General features: G+C 32.6%; 12 protein-coding genes. 5 read left to right on the forward strand and 7 right to left on the reverse strand.

Features of this window, described 5'->3' with window-relative positions:
- Positions 1–217 precede the first annotated feature (217 nt).
- Together KHA90_RS01115 and KHA90_RS01120 are read left to right on the forward strand one after the other, a co-directional pair.
- A complete protein-coding gene (locus KHA90_RS01115) occupies positions 218–2,461 on the forward strand; it encodes a histidine kinase dimerization/phosphoacceptor domain -containing protein (protein ID WP_213293960.1) in 2,244 nt (747 codons plus the stop codon).
- 36 nt (positions 2,462–2,497) lie between these two features.
- Positions 2,498–4,735, forward strand: coding sequence for a histidine kinase dimerization/phosphoacceptor domain -containing protein (locus tag KHA90_RS01120; RefSeq protein ID WP_213293962.1), 2,238 nt, complete (start codon positions 2,498–2,500; stop codon positions 4,733–4,735).
- 36 nt (positions 4,736–4,771) lie between these two features.
- On the opposite strand, the gene KHA90_RS01125 is transcribed toward KHA90_RS01120, so the two are convergent.
- Together KHA90_RS01125 and KHA90_RS01130 are read right to left on the reverse strand one after the other, a co-directional pair.
- A complete protein-coding gene (locus KHA90_RS01125; RefSeq protein WP_213293964.1) occupies positions 4,772–7,081 on the reverse strand; it encodes an ATP-binding protein in 2,310 nt (769 codons plus the stop codon).
- Positions 7,071–7,682, reverse strand: a complete 612-nt coding sequence (locus tag KHA90_RS01130; RefSeq protein WP_213293966.1) for a biliverdin-producing heme oxygenase — start codon at positions 7,680–7,682, stop codon at positions 7,071–7,073. The genes KHA90_RS01125 and KHA90_RS01130 overlap by 11 nt, the downstream gene beginning before the upstream one ends.
- A gap of 526 nt (positions 7,683–8,208) precedes the next feature.
- Between KHA90_RS01130 and KHA90_RS01135 the strand changes: the two genes are divergently transcribed.
- The 3 genes from KHA90_RS01135 to KHA90_RS01145 all read left to right on the forward strand — a co-directional run bounded on the left by KHA90_RS01135 (position 8,209) and on the right by KHA90_RS01145 (position 9,477).
- Positions 8,209–8,577 (forward strand): hypothetical protein, encoded by a 369-nt coding sequence (locus KHA90_RS01135; RefSeq protein ID WP_213293968.1) that lies wholly within the window; start codon positions 8,209–8,211, stop codon positions 8,575–8,577.
- Between the two features lie 189 nt (positions 8,578–8,766).
- Entirely contained in the window at positions 8,767–9,165 is a 399-nt protein-coding gene (locus KHA90_RS01140; protein WP_213293971.1) for a hypothetical protein, read from the forward strand.
- A 30-nt stretch (positions 9,166–9,195) separates the two neighbouring features.
- Positions 9,196–9,477, forward strand: coding sequence for a PrgI family protein (locus tag KHA90_RS01145; protein ID WP_213293975.1), 282 nt, complete (start codon positions 9,196–9,198; stop codon positions 9,475–9,477).
- A 346-nt stretch (positions 9,478–9,823) separates the two neighbouring features.
- Here the strand turns inward: KHA90_RS01145 and KHA90_RS01150 are convergent, their stop codons facing one another.
- The 5 genes from KHA90_RS01150 to KHA90_RS01170 all read right to left on the reverse strand — a co-directional run bounded on the left by KHA90_RS01150 (position 9,824) and on the right by KHA90_RS01170 (position 17,055).
- Complete coding sequence (locus KHA90_RS01150) at positions 9,824–10,225, reverse strand: hypothetical protein (RefSeq protein ID WP_213293978.1); 402 nt, start codon at positions 10,223–10,225, stop codon at positions 9,824–9,826.
- Positions 10,226–10,335: 110 nt separating this feature from the next.
- Entirely contained in the window at positions 10,336–10,710 is a 375-nt protein-coding gene (locus tag KHA90_RS01155) for a SpoIIAA family protein (protein ID WP_213293981.1), read from the reverse strand.
- A 266-nt stretch (positions 10,711–10,976) separates the two neighbouring features.
- Positions 10,977–12,746: a RagB/SusD family nutrient uptake outer membrane protein gene (locus KHA90_RS01160; RefSeq protein ID WP_213293985.1), complete on the reverse strand. Its 1,770-nt coding sequence runs from the start codon at positions 12,744–12,746 to the stop codon at positions 10,977–10,979.
- A gap of 5 nt (positions 12,747–12,751) precedes the next feature.
- Positions 12,752–16,054, reverse strand: coding sequence for a SusC/RagA family TonB-linked outer membrane protein (locus KHA90_RS01165; protein WP_213293988.1), 3,303 nt, complete (start codon positions 16,052–16,054; stop codon positions 12,752–12,754).
- Positions 16,055–16,131: 77 nt separating this feature from the next.
- Positions 16,132–17,055: a FecR family protein gene (locus KHA90_RS01170; protein WP_213293991.1), complete on the reverse strand. Its 924-nt coding sequence runs from the start codon at positions 17,053–17,055 to the stop codon at positions 16,132–16,134.
- Positions 17,056–17,151 lie beyond the last annotated feature (96 nt).

A 17,151-nucleotide genomic window follows, 5' to 3' on the forward strand; every position in this document is an offset into this window, starting at 1 on the left:
TTTTTACCAATTCTTCACTTTTTTTGCTTCTGAAATATATAAAATATAATTGTGCTGAGTTTATTGCTTCAGTAACTTTTTTAAATAAAAAATGACCTAGCTTTGCTTCCTTATATTTTGACACTATTTAAGGAAACAACCTCATTTTACTTAATCCCGAATTCACATTTTTTCAAATTAATGATCTGAAATAATTTTAAATTCAATTCTATTTTTTATGTCTCGATTACTACGAACATCAATCTTATTTTTTCTGTTTCAGCTGAGCTTTATTGTATCGGCACAGCCTATTTCCAGAAAAAAAGGTGAGAAACTGAAAGCTGAATTAGAATATAAGCTAAATGATACTGTTCGCATTCAAAAACTTCAGGAATTGAGTTTGTATTATGTCAAAAAAGCAGGTCAATATAAGGCGGATATGGACAGCAGTTATGTATGTGCTAAAGAAGCTGAAACATTAAGTAATAAAATTCATTTTGAAAAAGGAAAATGGATGAGCCTGATTTTGTATTCGCAAATTTACAGGGAAGGTAGTAACGCAGCAAAAGGAAAAAAACAACTTGATAAAGCATTTGCTATTGCCAGAAAAAACAAGGTTTTCTGGCTTGAAGGTGAAGCTTATGTAGAACTCACCAATTATTATGACATAAGTAATGCGGGTTTAAAAATTAGAATCGAAAATGTAAAAAAAGCACTTGAAGCCTTTCGAAGAGCAGGTCAGAAAAAAAAGACCGCCGAGACTTTAATCCTATTTGCAGGTCATTATTATTTTACAGGAAAATACAAAGAGGCACTTGAAAAATATAATGAAGCCAAAATTATATATAAAGCTATTGGCAGCAATGATTTGCAAAACTTATACAGCCATATCTTTAAAACGTACTCAAAATTGGGTTTGTATCAGGAGGCAATTAAATACGGTCATATCGCCATTAAATATGGTGAAAATAGTAAAGACGATTATTTTTTGGCAGAGGATTATAATCATTTAGGATACGCCTATTACTACATAGAGAACTACGAATTGGCATTAGAATGCCACAGGAAAGCTTTTAAATACACGCTCAAACTTTATCCTGGCATGCTGAATTTTTATATTGCCAATGCAATCATAAAAGACCTGCTGAAACTGGACAGAAAAAAGGAAGCCAAACAATTTTTAGACAAAGAACTTAAAGCCCAAAAGATAACAAATGACTGGGAGTTAATCTGGTACAAAATATGTCAAATCAATGTTTATGATGCTTTAGGACTGACTCAGGTTGCTGATAAATATTGCAGTGAGGTAATAGTTTTACAAGAAAAAAATAAAAAAAACTTATTAGATATTTCTAGTTTTGAAGTAAACAATACCATCATCAACCACTTATTAAAAGTAAAAAAATACGAGTTAGGATTAGAATATCTGAATATTAATAAACAAACCGAAATTACGATTAAGGATATTAACGTAATTATGAACCGGCATTTGATGGAGTATAAATTAGACTCGGCTTCCGGTAATTATTTGGGCGCAATCTCAAGTCTTAAAAGATACCAAAAAATAAAAGACAGTCTTTTTAATGAGGTCAAATCATATCAAATTTCGAATCTTGAAGTGCAATATCAAACGGAAAACAAGGATCAGAATATTCAATTGTTAACGAAGGAAAGTGCATTGCAAAAAGCTAAAATCAAAAGTGATAAGGTGGCAAAAGTTATTGCTGCTTTGGTTTTATTTTTACTGCTTATTATTACGGGTTTGATTTTTAGAGGATATCAAAGCAAAAAGGAAAGCAACAAAAAACTGGAAGAAGGCAAAAACAGAATTGAGAAGAAAAATAAGATACTGCAAAATGTGGTTCAGGAAAAAGAATGGCTTTTGAAGGAAATTCATCATCGCGTAAAAAATAATTTGCAGGTGGTGATGAGTTTATTGAATACACAATCTTCTTATTTAAAAGATGAATCGGCGGTTATTGCTATTAAAGATAGTCAGAACAGGATAAATTCAATGTCATTAATTCATCAGCGTTTGTACCAGTCCGAAGGGCTTTCGTGCATAAAAATGCCGGAATATATCAAGGAACTTGTAAGTCATTTGAAAGACAGTTATCAAATGAATTATAAGTTTATAATTGCGATTGAAGATATTGAAATGCATGTTTCGCAGGCAATCCCAATTGGTTTGATATTGAATGAAGCCATTACAAATGCCATTAAATACGCGTTCCCAAATGGTGAAAAAGGGACGATTTCAATCACATTAAAACATTTTGAAGATGATAAATTTTTACTTGAAATCGCGGATAACGGAATTGGTATGAAAGGAGAAATTGATATTTCAAAATTCAATTCTCTGGGGATGAAATTGATGGAAGGTTTAAGTCATGATTTAAACGGGAAATTTGAAATCATTAATGAAAATGGTTTAAAAATCGCCATCACTTTTATTTATGATTATGCTTTTAACTTTAAATAAAATTTGAAAAGCATTTATACTTTCAACAATTCATTTATGTTTTATATCAGACTATTTCTTTTATTTTTTATGCTTCAGTTTGGCTGTCATCTTTCGGCGCAGCCTATAATGAGACAAAAAGGTGAAGCGCTTAAAAGTGATTTAGAAAAAAATCTAAATGACACTGTCAGAATTCTGAAATTGCAGGAATTGAGTTTGTATTATGTAAAGAAGTTAGGCGAACTTAAAGCCGATATGGATAGCAGTTATGTATATGCAAGAGAAGCTGAATTGCTGAGCTATAAAGCTAATTTTCAAAGAGGAAAATTCATGAGCCTTATTTTGTATTCGCAAATTTATCGGGAAGGCGGAAATGATTTGAAAGGAAAAAAAGAACTTGATAAAGCTTTTGCAATTGCTGAAAAAAATAAGATTTTATGGCTTGAAGGCGAAGCGTATAGGGAACTTACCAATTATTATGAATTAAATGGAAATGATTTTTTAATACGGTTAGAAAATGTAAAAAAAGCATTGAACGCATTTCGTAAAGGCGGTTATAAAAAAGACGTTGGCGATATTTTAGTGTATTATGGCGGACATTATTTTTTTATGGGAAAATATAAGGAGGCGCTGCAAAAATACAAGGAAGCTAAAGTAGTTTATGATTCTATTGGTAATAAGGATTTACAAAATTTATACAGCCAGATTTTTAAGACTTATTCTAAACTTGGTTTGTATCAGGATGCAATAAAATATGGTTTGATTTCGATAAAATACGGTGAACGTAATAAAAATTTATTTTTTTTAGTAGACGATTATCAAAATTTAGGGAATGCTTACAACTATATTGACAATTATGAACTTGCACTAAAATATCACAAAAAGGGTTTTGACTACAGTGGGGATATGGGTGCGTTTACACAAATTTTTCTTGCTGGAGCCGTGATAAAAGATTTACTGAAACTGGGAAGAAAAACCGAAGCGAAACATTTTTTAGATACTGCTTTTAAAAATTTAAAACTGGAGGATCAAAGGGATTTAATGTGGTTTAATATGTGCCAGGTTTATGTTTATGATGCTTTAGGATGGTATGCTGTAGCTGATAAATATTGCAATGAAATTATAAAAATCAGGCAGAAGAATGAAAAATATTTCATGAGAACTTCTAGCTTTGAGGTAAATAACACGATTATAAATCATTTTTTTAAGGTTAAAAAATATGACCTGGCTTTAAAATATCTGGATATAAATAAAAAAACTGCAGAATCTATTAAAGACATTAATATGATAATCGACGGGCATTTGATGGGTTTTAAATTAGACTCGGCATCTGGAAATTATCTATCCGCAATTGCTAATCTTAAAAAATATCAAAAATTAAAAGACAGCCTTTTTAATGAGGTGAAATCATACCAAATTTCAAACTTAGAAATACAATATCAAACGGAAAATAAGGATCAGAATATTCAATTATTAACGAAGGAAAGTGCTTTACAAAAAGCGAAAATCAAAAGTGATAAGGTTGAGAAAGTTATTGCCGGTTTGGTTTTGTTCCTGGTATTAATTATTACGGGATTGATTTTTAGAGGATATCAAAATAAAAAACAAAGTAACCGGGAACTTGAAGAAAGTAAAAATAATATTGAGAAGAAAAATAAGATGCTGCAAAATGTGGTTCAGGAAAAAGAATGGCTTTTGAAGGAAATTCATCATAGGGTTAAAAATAATTTGCAGGTGGTGATGAGTTTATTGAATACACAATCTTCGTATTTAAAAGATGAATCGGCAGTTATGGCGATTAAGGATAGTCAGAACAGGATAAATTCAATGTCATTAATTCATCAGCGTCTGTACCAGTCCGAAGGTCTTTCATGCATAAAAATGCCGGAATATATTAAAGAACTTGTAAGTCATTTAAAGGATAGTTATCCGGTTAATTATAATTATATTATTACGATTGAAGATATCGAAATGCATGTTTCGCAAGCAATCCCAATAGGATTAATTCTGAATGAAGCGATTACAAATGCCATAAAACATGCTTTTCCTAAGGGAGAAAAAGGAACTATAACAATCACTTTAAAGCATTTTGAAGATGATTATTTTCTGCTGGAGATTGCGGATAACGGTATTGGAATTAAAGGCGAAATCGACATCTCAAAATACAATTCTTTGGGCATGAAATTGATGGAAGGTTTAAGTCATGATTTAAACGGAAAATTTCAAATCATTAATGAAAATGGCTTAAAAATCGCCATCACTTTTATTTACGATTATGCTTTTAACTTTAAATAAAATTAAAAGCATATCGTATTATCTTTTGAAAACAAATTAGTTTCTGTCGATTTTATTTTTTGATATTTCGGTATCAGTACTTAGTGAATCTGCCGGATCGCAAGGGAAATATAGGGTAATTTCTGTTCCTTTATCTAATTTACCAACAGCACGAATATTTCCGTGACAGGTTTGCATTATTTTTTTACACAATGCTAATCCCACTCCTGAACCTGCATATTTTTCAAGCGTATGCAATCTGGTGAAAATTTTAAAAATTGACTCCGCATATTCTTGTTCGAAACCAATACCATTGTCTGCAAAAGTGATCCAGTGACAATATACTTTATTCGAATATTCGTTTATTTCCGGTTCTTGTGAAGCCGTTATCTTAATGACAGGATCTCTTTTTAACGAAGCATATTTTAAGGAATTGTGCAAAATATTAGAAAACAACTGTTTCATCAAAAACGGAACTGCATGAACTTCAGGCAGGTTTTGACTTTCTAAAGTTGCTTTATTATCTACAATTATTTCTTTCATATCCTGATATGTTTCTTCCAGAATATCGTTGAGATTAAGTTTTTGCAGTGCTCCTTTGGTATGTTTTATTCGGGTATATTTTAGAATATCAATCAATAAATTCTGCATTCTGCTGGCAGATTTTGTCACACGCTGTAACGAATCTATAATGGCAACAGATGGAATTTCATTAGTATCTGAAAGTACTTTTGAAGCAATTAGCTGAATCTTGCGCAAAGGTTCCTGTAAATCATGGGTACTGATCCAGTTAATATTTTCAAGTTCTAAATTTGTTTCGTGCAGTACATCACTTAAATTTCGGTATTTCTCTTCTTCTTCACTCAGCAATAACATAATTATTTGGTTTTGGAGAAAATGTGCATAACTTGCCGCTGCATTTAATTCAGGCTGAAGCCAAATTTTACTTTGATTCTGAATTATTTGTTTCCATAAATTAAACGAATTTCTGGGATGTAATCCATTGCTGTCTATAATAATAGATTTCTCAGGATCACCTCCCCAATTAATCTCTGTAACGGTTTCCGGCCTGTACCAAATAATATTATTGCCATTACCAAGCGAGTGATAAATAATTCCCGAAACTTCTTCGTACCCGTCTAAATCTGTAATAAAATTGCTTAATTTATTGGTAGTAAATGTTCTGTTGTGTTCATAAGCCTGCATTCCTGAAATGATTTTTTCAATCTTTGCATTTGATGGAGTGAGTCCGTTTTTATGCAATTTATCTCCAATAGCAATAGAAACTCCCGTAGCATTACAGAGTTTTAATAATTCAGGATTGCTGCAAATTATATCAAACGAATCATTTTCTAAAGCTACACTTAAAGCCGTTAATCGCTCCAGGGCTTTACCGGTTTTACGCGCAATTTCATACTCATCATTCGATTGTCGCAAATCAATTTGTGAGGTAATAAATTGTCCCTGAAGTTTTGCTGCCAATCTAATTTCGGGAGAAATATTTTTAGGCGAATAATGGTGACATGCAATAAGTCCCCATAATCTGTCGTGGTGAATTAACGAAATGGTAAGTGTTGCACCAACGCCCATATTTTTAAGATATTCTACATGTATTGGCGATGTGCTTCTAAGTGTTGAAAGACTTAAATCAAGGTTTTTATTTTCCTGATCATCAATTGTAAAAATAGGAACCGGATCGTAACCAATATCAACTATTAATCGCATTTGGTTTTTCATGTATAATTCCCTCGCCTGAACAGGAATATCAGTATGAGGATAATGCAGTCCTAAAAATGGTTCTAAATCTTCTCTGCAATTTTCAGCATAAACTTCACCATTATAATCAGCATCAAAACGATAAATCATAACCCTGTCGTAGCCCGTAATTTCACGGGTTCCTTCGGCAACAAGCGCGCACAATTCTTTTAGGGATCGTGTATTATTCATGTTTGACACAAACTGAATGGTTTGCGCATAGATATCAGCAAGTTGTTCTTTGCCATTTGATTGCGGTTCTGCCTCAAGGATGTAAATAGCACCGCTTTTGTGTATATTGATCTGAAATGCTTTTTCCTGAAGTATTATTTCCAGCGGAAATACAGGTTGTGCTTTTTTGTCGTGTACATAATCATAAAGCTCTTTCTGGGCATATACGCCAAAAATTTCACTGATTTTATGTCCTAATATTTCTTCATAGACTACATCAAGAAATGACGATATATTAGAACTGCAAAAGTCAATTTTCCAGTCTAAAGTAATTCCCAACAAAAAACCATGTGGCTGAATACTTCCCGGAATGTGTATAGGTTCATGCTCACAATTTGTAAGTGTAACTCTGTCGCGATTAACAATGTCTTTAATTTTCATTATTGACAGGATTCAAAAAATGATTATAAATACATTCAAAAGCATACACAGCGCCATCAATAATTTCTTCTTCATTATTGTGCTGTTCCTGGTATGATGTAAGAATATTTAGAAAATTTTTCCAGTAGCTTCCTGTTTTATTTCCATATCCTGAAAAATAGGCAACTCCTTTTTGCTGATCAAGCCCCGGAATTGTTTCTAAATTTTTTAGAATAAACCTACCTCCCAGCGAGGATCCTTCGACAACATATAAAATTCCAAGTGCAAAGGGAATGCTGATATTGCTTTTTGTGAAAACTGGTATTGTTTTGCCTTTTTTGTATTTTAAATAAGAAAGATCATCATTAATAAGTTGTGTTTTTTGTCTTTCTTTTAAATCAGGAATAAGATCTGCCAGTAAAGGGAAAACAATTTCCTGAGTGCTGTTATGTACATTGTACATAAGGGATAAATAATTATAATAGTCATCCATTTCCATATTTGGAGAAAGTATAGATCCTGAAACAGAAAGACTTTCCAGTTTTTTATGCGCTGTTGCTGTCTGATTTTTTAATTTTTCTAAAAAATCTACAGAAGTAGAGAAACCCAAATTTGTAGTCATTATAAGTTTATGGTAAATAAAAATTTTATATTTGGACGATTTGCCGCTTGTTTACTGAGATTCAGCAAACGTAAAAAAACAGGTACTATAATAAATTCCAACTCTAATATTTTAAGAAAAAAGGCTTTTTAAATAATAGTAGATAATCGTCTAATCTCATGTAAAAAAAAGCCCGATACTTATTTTTGTAAATTATGGGATCTCTGTAAATGTAGTCTTTTTAATCGTTTAAAAATTGGAGCTAAATTAAAGATTTCTAAATAAATATCAAAAATAATAATATACTTTTTGACGCACATTACACTAAACTATATATTGTGATTTTTTCTGAGATTAATTCAAAAACTACATCGATATATTCCTTCATTAATAATTATAATTTATGTTTTAAAAATATTTCAATTTATGGAATACTGTAAATTATACAATTAGAATTTATTTTTCTGTAAGATATTTTGCAGCATTTAAAACTAGATTTGTAATTAACATTGCTACACAAAAATTACTAATTATAAAATATAGTATTATGGAAAATGAAAACAACCAAAATTACGGTCGTGAAAATCGTAGTTTTAATCAGGACTTAGATACTCTTATTGATAAAGAAAATGCAAATCAACAAGATAAATATCCAGTTCAGGAAGAATACACAGATGTTAATCATAAAACCAATGATTATAACCGAAATGAAAATAATCCGGGTGAAGAACCAATCCTGAATGGAGAAGATCAAATAACAAATGATGAGGATCCGGATGATCTTGATGATTCTATTGAAAAAGACGGAGATCTTGACGATGATGATTCTGACGAAGAAAATTTACGAGATATCGATGAAGATTTAGACGAGGTTTCTCATGATCCTTTTCCAAGTACGAATCCGGATAATTTCTAGACATTTTGACATATTATACTCAGATAACCGTTAGGACTAGAACTTAACGGTTATTTTTTGTAAATTGATATGTGAAAGGAAATTTTATAAAAAAAAGAAAAAACTATATAACCTTTACTGCTCTGATTTCAGTAATTTTATTGAATTGGTTATTAAATAATTATTATTGATCTAAAAATGCATTTGTAAATGGATATCGCAATTCAAATTATCTGGCTGTTTGTTCTCGCTATTCCCATAGCTTGTGTCAGTTGGACTGTAACACATGAAGAAATATTTAAGGAGCCTCGTGAATGGTGTGTAAAGCATTCTAAATATGATAAGAAAATTTGGTCCAGAAAAGCTTTTTATCTTTTTACATGTGAATATTGTTTTAGCCATTATGTAACAATTGCTTTTTTAATATTTACAAATTATAAACTTTTGCTAAATGATTGGCGCGGCTATGTTTTGGCAGGATTTTCGCTTGTTTTTATGGCTAATGCTTATATGAGCCTTTTTGCTCTTTTAAGACAGGCTATTAAAAAAGAAAAAGTCGAAATTGAAAAAATTGAAAATGAAACTGATAGCGAAAAGCTGTCTATATAAAAAAGTCTAACTTAATAAATTAAAAAAACTATGGAAAATTTAAATTTTATAGATCCACTATTGCACGGAATTACACCTGAAAATACAGGTAACAAATTATCAAACCTTTCTGTTAAACATTTAATATGCGCCGGAGTTAGTTCACTAATTGTAGGTGCTGTTCTAAAAAAAGCAGGACAAAATAAAATTGCGGCAGTTGTAGGCAGTCTTGCCGTTCCATTATTGGCTTCAGCTTGCTACAAACAAATTACTAAAGTTTCAAAAGCAAAAAAAGAGCTTACTGATAGTAGTGGTATTGAATATAATCACTAAATTTATTAAGTAAGATTTTACTTTATTTAAAGTTTAAATCTTTCCCATACTGAACAACTATAAAGAAATATTTGTCAGCCACGAATTCACAAATTTATGCTACATCATCAGCTACAAAAATTTGCGAATTTGTGGCTATTTTTTTTGACCAAACTGAGAACTATTTACTCACTTACGTAAATCAATACTTTACAAAAAAGTAACCACAATATTTGTCAATTCTGACGAATAAAAAATCTCCGCAAGAAAATTCGACAAAGATTGGGTTTCTCCAACTCCATTCTAATCTACTTAAGGAGATTTCTTGTTTCTCAAAAAGACCAATAATAAAAAAGCCAATTCTACTTTATTTTTTAGTCGGATTTTTAACTGTATCAATATTTACAGGATGTGCCGTGGGATCTGATACAATTTTTGTTGTATTGGGTTGCTGTTTTTTTCCGGTTTCCATTTTAGTCTGAGATTTATGGTTAGCATGAACCGTACTTTTAACTGTATCTAAATGTACTGGATTTGCCGTTGGATCTGATACAATTTTTGTTGTATTAGATTGTTGTTTTTTTCCTGATCCTACTTTTTGAGCCGTACTTTTTTTAGTAGCTCCGGGATTTTTAACGGTATCGATACGCACAGGATTTGCTGTAGGATCTGATACAATCTTGGTTGTATTTGTTTTCTGTGGTTTTTGCTGTGCAATTGCAGTTCCAAAAAACAGCAATAATGCGCAGCTTAAAAATAAATTTTTCATAATGTTGATTTTAAATTAATATGGAGTTATTCATTAAACCAATTTCAATTTAAAGCCGACAATGAAAGTTACCTAAATCAAAATTAATTTATAAGTGCGCACTAACTGGATTATTTAACATGTATGTTTCCTTCGACCCAATTTAAGGCTTTATTAAAATCTAGTTTTTTGAATCCTTTAAATTCTCCGGGAACTACATAACTGAATCCGTTTGTGAAAGTGATTATTTCTTCAGAATCTGTAACTATGGCTGCTCTGTTCCATTTACCCAAATGTTTTAATCCTAATAAGGCATCCTGAAGCCAGGCTCCGGCAGTAAAATTTTTAATATCAGTATCTAAAACCAGTAAAAAGTTGATTTCGTTTGTTCGTTTTATTAAACCTTCTACAGCGGGAATAACCGCGGTTAAAAAATCGTCTTTGGTTACTTCGGCTAAAGCTCTAAAAGCTACAATATTGTCTGTTGTATCGATTTGATGTATCATTTTGTATATTTTTTGAATGTTGCTAATTAATTTTATTCTGGAATTTCATCTGAAGTCATGAAATTGTATTCCAAATTTAATTAAGAATCAATATGTTACGTTATATCTTCTGATACGTATTTTATAAAATAACTATGTTTTTTTTATGAGGTGCTAAGGTTCTGAGGGACTTAGGGACTGAGGTTTTTTATTGGAGATTGCAAAAAAAAAAAGCCTGAATCTTTCGAAACAGGCTTTTGTAAAAAAAAATAAACTAACACAAAAACTTAATTATATCCTTGATTTTGTTGAAATTCCTTAGTCACATCTATTACAGACTGCGGAATTGGAAATACTCTTCTAAAAGGTTGTGAAACCGGTTTTGCAGTTCCCGGTAAATCAAATTTGCCAAAACGGATCATTTGCGGTCTTCTGTACAATTCCCAGTATAATTCAAAACCTATTTCGTTATACAATTGAGTTGCATCTAATGATGTTAACGCTTTTCCGGGAGCACTTGAATACAATGATTCTCTTTTTCTGCTTGTACGCAATTTGTTAAGATCGTCCATTGCTAATGCCGAATTTCCTTTTCTGTAATATGCCTCAGCTCTCATTGTGTAAATTCCCCCTAAACGGAATAACGGAATATCAACATTACTGTTACCGTTTCCTCCCTCGGGATCAAATTCGTATTTAAAAACACGAGCTCCCTGATTGATTTCGTTTTGGGCAAAAACCGCCTGAGCAGAATTTTTGAAGGTTAATGATGGCGTAAAATCCATTCTTGTAGTCGTACTTTTTTCCATATATAATGGAGAAACTTTGATTCGGTTTCCAACCATTTCAAGAGATCCTGAAGCTAATAATATTGGTCCGAATTGTGGTCCGGCTACGATTCCTCTTGTAAAGTGAAACCACGGTAAATTGGTGCTTTTAGGAACAATATCAGTTGCAGGAACACTTGGCGTAGTTCCATCGTTTGTAAACCAAGTTCCGTCTCCATATTGATACGCCTGATTGAATCTTGGGTCATCGTGATTTCCGTTCCATGTTGCATAGAATTCCGGAGTTGTACACGCTGCGTTTGTTCCTCTGTTTGCTGCAGACGTTCTCTGGTTACGCTCCATACATACATAAGCAAAACTGTTTGAACCGTTACGGATATAATCGATTTTTTGAGTAATGGCAAAAATAAGTTCTTTTCCGTTTTCGTTGTCTCTTGCAAAGTTTTTGAAATAATCACTTTCTAAAGAAAATTTTCCTGAGTTGATTAACAATGACGTATAATAAATTACACGATCCATATCAGTTCCTGTTCCGCTTACGGCAGCTTCACTATAATTAAAGTTTGAACTTGCGTTGAAACGATCTTTAAACACCGCACGATTCAAATACATTGTGCTTAAAAAAGCATAAGCTGCTTGTTTTGTAAAACGTCCATGGTGGGTTTGTTGTTCTCCAAACTCGGCTAAATCCGGTAATAAAGCTTCAACATCAGTAATTAATTTATCGATTTGAGTATCGGCTTTTAAAATTTGTAAAGGCGCAGCAGGATTCATCGGGTCTCTAAAAGGAGCTTGTCCGTATAAATCCAAAGTCGTGTACGTATAATATGCCAGTAATACTTTGGCTTCGGCCAAAAATAATTTCTTTTGCGGAATCGTACTTTCCTCAATCGACTGAATCGCTGTTAGTGAACGCGTGATTCCGTTCGTTAATTTGTTCCAGTTATCGCCTACAATTGCGTTATCAGATTTCCATGTGAATTCATGCATGTCTCTCCATTTTCCGCCATCTCCCCAGTCACTTCCGCGAGTAGGTAAAATTGCCTCATCTGTAGTGTATTCCTGTAAAGAAAAAACTCCTCCGTGATCTACAAATGTTCCGTCTCCTAACCTGTCATACGCTGCGGCAAGAGCTCCCGCAGGATTAGATGCATTGTCTCCCAAAACTTCATCCAGAACAACTTCGTTAAGGTTTGTACAGCTGGCAAACAGCCAGATTAAAGAGAATACAGTGAATGTTTTTATAGTAAAAATTGCTTTTGTCTTCATAATAATTATAATTTTAAAGTTGCTCCAAAACTAAAAGTCCTGGAAGTTGGGTAACTTGCATAATCAATACCTATAGATTGATTTCCTCCGTTTGATTTTGGACTGTTGATTAAAGGATCATAACCCGTATAATTGGTAATTGTAATTAAGTTTTGACCTGTAACATAAAGCGTCAATCCGTTTAACCAGTTCACACCTTTAAGATCAAAATTGTAACCAATGCGAGCTGTATTTAATCTGATAAAGTCTGATTTCTCTAAAAATAAAGTCGATAAAATTGGTGAGTTGGTGGCATTTGCGCCTGACTCATAATATCCTGTAGCAACGTTTCTGTCAGATGCTAAGTTGTTTATGTTTAAAGCATTCAAACCTGTGTTGTTCAACAAATAACCTCCCGTTTGCCCAATGATAGAAAATGAAAATGTGAAGTTTTTGTATCTCATATCACTATTGAATCCATAATAGAAAGTTGGCAATGCACCTTCGATAATGATTCTGTCGCTATTGTCGATTTTTCCGTCACCGTTTTGATCTTTAAAAACGTTAGCTCCGTTGGCATCAAAACCAGTGTGCTCTAGTAAATAGAATGAACCCGCAGCATATCCGCTTTTGTAAATATTAGCATTTACTCCTGATTGTCCCGGACCTGAAATAGTTCCCGTTAAGATTTCTGAAACCGGCAAATCCTCGATTTTATTTTTTAAAGTCGCTCCGTTCATGTCGATATTCCACGTAAAGTTTTTAGTATCAACAATTTTTGAACCTACCATAAACTCAAAACCTTTATTGATAATTTCACCGTCGATATTGGTCCAGATTGTATTTGTTGGACTCAAAGCCTGTGATGGAACATTCAAAATTGCATCTGTAGTCGTTTTATTGAAATAATCTAACGTTCCGTATAATTTGTCACTCCAAAAACTGAAATCTAAACCAGCATTGTATTGTGTAACCACTTCCCATTTTAAATCCGGATTTGGCGTTCTGTTTACAGCGATTCCGTTTACAAGATTCAAATCATTGTATAAATAATATCCATCAGCACCAGAAAGTGAATAACTTGCTTGTGTAATTTTATTTTCAACTTCCTGATTTCCTGTTTGTCCCCAGCTCAATCTTAATTTTAAATTGCTTATTGCCGATACATTTTCAAGGAAACTTTCTTTAGAAATATTCCATCCTAATGCAGCCGAAGGAAAGTAACCGTATTTATTATTATCTCCAAAACGAGTCGAACCGTCAGCTCTCATCGAAGCCGTTAAAAGATATTTATTGTTGAAAGTATAATTTACTCTTCCAAAATAAGACTGCAACTCATTTTCCTGAGCATAACCCGTAGTTCCGGATTGTGTTCCTGCAAAACCTGGATTGATTGAAGGTTTTACACCAACGCCCTGATTTGAAATTCCGTCGATACTGAAACTTGTTCCTGATCTTTCGAATTTTTGATACGAGAAACCACCTAAAACCTCTAATTTATGTTTATCCAATAATAAATTATAAGTCAAATAATGTTCTACCAAAGAGTTTTTTGAGTCTAAATTGTTTTGAACATATTTCCCTTTTGGATTTAAATCTGTAACGTTCGGGTAAATCGTCGTATTTCTTTCAGCCGTAGAACGATCAACACCTATATTTAGTTTATATTCTAATCCGTTAAAAATTCTTAAAGACGCTTCAAGATTTCCTAAAACTCTCAAAGTACGCGTTCGATCCTCATAAATACTCAATAAATAAGCAGGATTGTAATGCGCATTCATGTTGAAATTCGTGTAATTTCCGTTAGCATCAAAAACCGATCTTGTTGGGTTTGCCATTAAAGTATGCACAATCAACTGACCGTTTGAACCTCCGTCATCACTTGTAGGAACTCCGTCATCTTTCGTTTCACTTGCCGTAAGATTCAATTTTACCTTTAAACGTTTGTTGTCTAAAAATGATTCGGCAGCGTTAATTCTACCTGACATACGTTTGAAATTACTGTTTCTAATAATACCTTCCTGATCCATTTGCGCCACAGAAGCATAATAATTTCCAGATTCTGTTTGTTTAGAAAAAGACAATGAATTGTTTTTTGTAACCGCCGTTCTGTAAATTACATCTTGCCAATCTGTGTTTGCACCGTGATCAAAAGCAGGTTCTTTAATTGCACTTCTATATTGCGATGCACTTAACACATCCAGTTTATTCGCCACAGTCGAAAGTCCCGTATAAGTATCAAAAGTTAAAGTTCCCTCGCCTTTTGATCCTTTTTTGGTTGTAACCAAAACAACACCGTTAGATCCTCTTGCACCGTAAATTGCTGCTGCAGAGGCATCTTTTAAAACAGTAATCGATTCGATATCACTGCTGTTCAAAAAGTTCAATGGATTTTTTGCTGCCGAAGCTCCAAAACCAACATTAGTTCCTGAAGGGCTCACATCGTCATTTGCTAACGGAACTCCATCAACAACAAACAAAGGCGTACTACCGCTTCTGATCGATCCAACTCCACGAATAGTAACGTTTACACCAGCCCCCGGTTCTCCACTTGTGCTTACAACACGAACTCCCGCCACTTTTCCCTGCAATAAATTGTCTGGTGAAATTGTAATTCCTTGTTTAAAATTTGCCGCTTCAAGCTGTGTAACTGCTCCGGTAACATCTTTTTTAGCTTGTTTACCGTAACCTACAACCAAAACTTCATTTAGTTCAGCAGTATCAGGCTCTAACTGAATGGTCATAAAACCATTTTGTGCCGAAACGGTTTTGGTTTTATAACCCACATACGAAACTTCAATAGTTTTTCCTTCGCCAACAGTAATTTCAAAAACTCCGTCAAAATCAGAAACTGTTGTGTTTGAAGAACTTGTTTCCTTAACGCTCGCACCAGGAATTGGCACTTTGTTTTCGTCAACAATTTTTCCTTTTACCTTAACTCTGTCAATTACATTATTAGTAACTGTTTTAGGCGCAATTGTTTTTTGAATTAAAACTAATTTGCCGTTTATATTGTAATTGAAATTAGCTTTTTTAGATAAATCACTTAAAATTAAAGCGATAGATTCATTGGTGTAATTAACTGTATAAGTAGTATTGTCAGCGATAATAGCTTGTCCGTAACTAAATTTATAGTCCGTTTGCGCACTTAATTTTGAAAAGATAGAAACAAGGGTAGCTTTTTCTATTTTATTTTTTAATTTTGATTCTTTCGATTCTTTCGATTCTTTTGGGAAATTAGTTTTACTGTAACCACTTTGCACGGCCAGTAACGCTAGTACTAAAAAGGCAATTCTCTTTAGATTTAAATAGATAAGTTTAAAATACATGATTTAAGTTATTGGTTTTTTTACGATACTTAATTATAAATTGCAGTTGTTCTCAGCAACTGCTTTTTTTTTTGTTTTTAATCTACTTTTACTATTTCGCCATAAACTTTAAATTTTAGGTTTGTGATGTAATTAATTTGTTCTAAAACATTCTCTAATGATGCGTCCTTCTTGATGAATACCGTTAACGGCGTTGCTAATACGAGCTTGTTTTCATACTGAAATGAAACTCCGTATTTATATTGTAAAATTGTAATTACTTGTTTAAGTGTAGTTTGATTCAGCGTGATATCAGTATTATACCAGTTGACCAAAAATGATTTATCTGCAATTTGTTTGGTCAATTTTTGAAAAGCAAACAAAGCTTCTTCATTAGGAACCAAATCAACGCTTTGCCCTTTTCCTGAAACATTTACTTTTCCGGTTACGACTATAACTTCGCATTTTGATTTTGATAGTTGAATGTGAAATGAAGTTCCCACAACTCTTGTTTTGATTTCGCCCGAAGTAATAATAAAAGGATGCGTTTTGTCTTTGGCAATTTCAAAAAATGCATTTCCGTTTAATAATGAAACCTTTCTTTCATCTCCCTCAAATTTTTCAGGATATTGAAATAATGAATTTGCTGCCAGATAAATTTTCGAGCCATCACTTAATTTGATAGATTTGGGGGCATCTGATGTTTTAAATGTTAATTGCTTTTCGACAGCAATTTTTGGTTTTAAGAAAAATCCTAAACCTGCAAGAAAAAGAATACTGGCAGCTGCCATATATTTTAAATAAGGATGAAAAGTTTTCTTCTTCCCTATTCTAAGTTGAATATTTTCATATATATTTTGAGAAACTTCATTAGAATTTCCCATCGAAGATTCCTCCCACTTTGAGTTTTGATATTCGTTTAAAGCAAAATCATTCAGTAAATTTTCTTCTGCTTCAGATGTTTTATTTCGACTGCTTTTATCGACAAGATATTCTAAACTATGCTTGATTCTTTTTATCATAATACTTATTGTTACCTGCTGGCATTATTCTTTAAACACATAGAGACATAGTTGTTTGTACTTATTAAAGGCATTTCATTTGCATTAATAATCATA

This window comes from Flavobacterium psychroterrae, assembly GCF_018380615.1.
Taxonomy (GTDB): Bacteria; Bacteroidota; Bacteroidia; order Flavobacteriales; family Flavobacteriaceae; genus Flavobacterium; species Flavobacterium psychroterrae.

Coding starts and splice junctions, on each gene's coding strand:
- KHA90_RS01115 (WP_213293960.1), top strand. CDS start 218: ATGTCTCGATTACTACGAACATCAATCTTATTTTTTCTGTTTCAGCTG.
- KHA90_RS01120 (WP_213293962.1), top strand. CDS start 2,498: ATGTTTTATATCAGACTATTTCTTTTATTTTTTATGCTTCAGTTTGGC.
- KHA90_RS01125 (WP_213293964.1), bottom strand. CDS start 7,081: ATGAAAATTAAAGACATTGTTAATCGCGACAGAGTTACACTTACAAAT.
- KHA90_RS01130 (WP_213293966.1), bottom strand. CDS start 7,682: ATGACTACAAATTTGGGTTTCTCTACTTCTGTAGATTTTTTAGAAAAA.
- KHA90_RS01135 (WP_213293968.1), top strand. CDS start 8,209: ATGGAAAATGAAAACAACCAAAATTACGGTCGTGAAAATCGTAGTTTT.
- KHA90_RS01140 (WP_213293971.1), top strand. CDS start 8,767: ATGGATATCGCAATTCAAATTATCTGGCTGTTTGTTCTCGCTATTCCC.
- KHA90_RS01145 (WP_213293975.1), top strand. CDS start 9,196: ATGGAAAATTTAAATTTTATAGATCCACTATTGCACGGAATTACACCT.
- KHA90_RS01150 (WP_213293978.1), bottom strand. CDS start 10,225: ATGAAAAATTTATTTTTAAGCTGCGCATTATTGCTGTTTTTTGGAACT.
- KHA90_RS01155 (WP_213293981.1), bottom strand. CDS start 10,710: ATGATACATCAAATCGATACAACAGACAATATTGTAGCTTTTAGAGCT.
- KHA90_RS01160 (WP_213293985.1), bottom strand. CDS start 12,746: ATGAAGACAAAAGCAATTTTTACTATAAAAACATTCACTGTATTCTCT.
- KHA90_RS01165 (WP_213293988.1), bottom strand. CDS start 16,054: ATGTATTTTAAACTTATCTATTTAAATCTAAAGAGAATTGCCTTTTTA.
- KHA90_RS01170 (WP_213293991.1), bottom strand. CDS start 17,055: ATGATAAAAAGAATCAAGCATAGTTTAGAATATCTTGTCGATAAAAGC.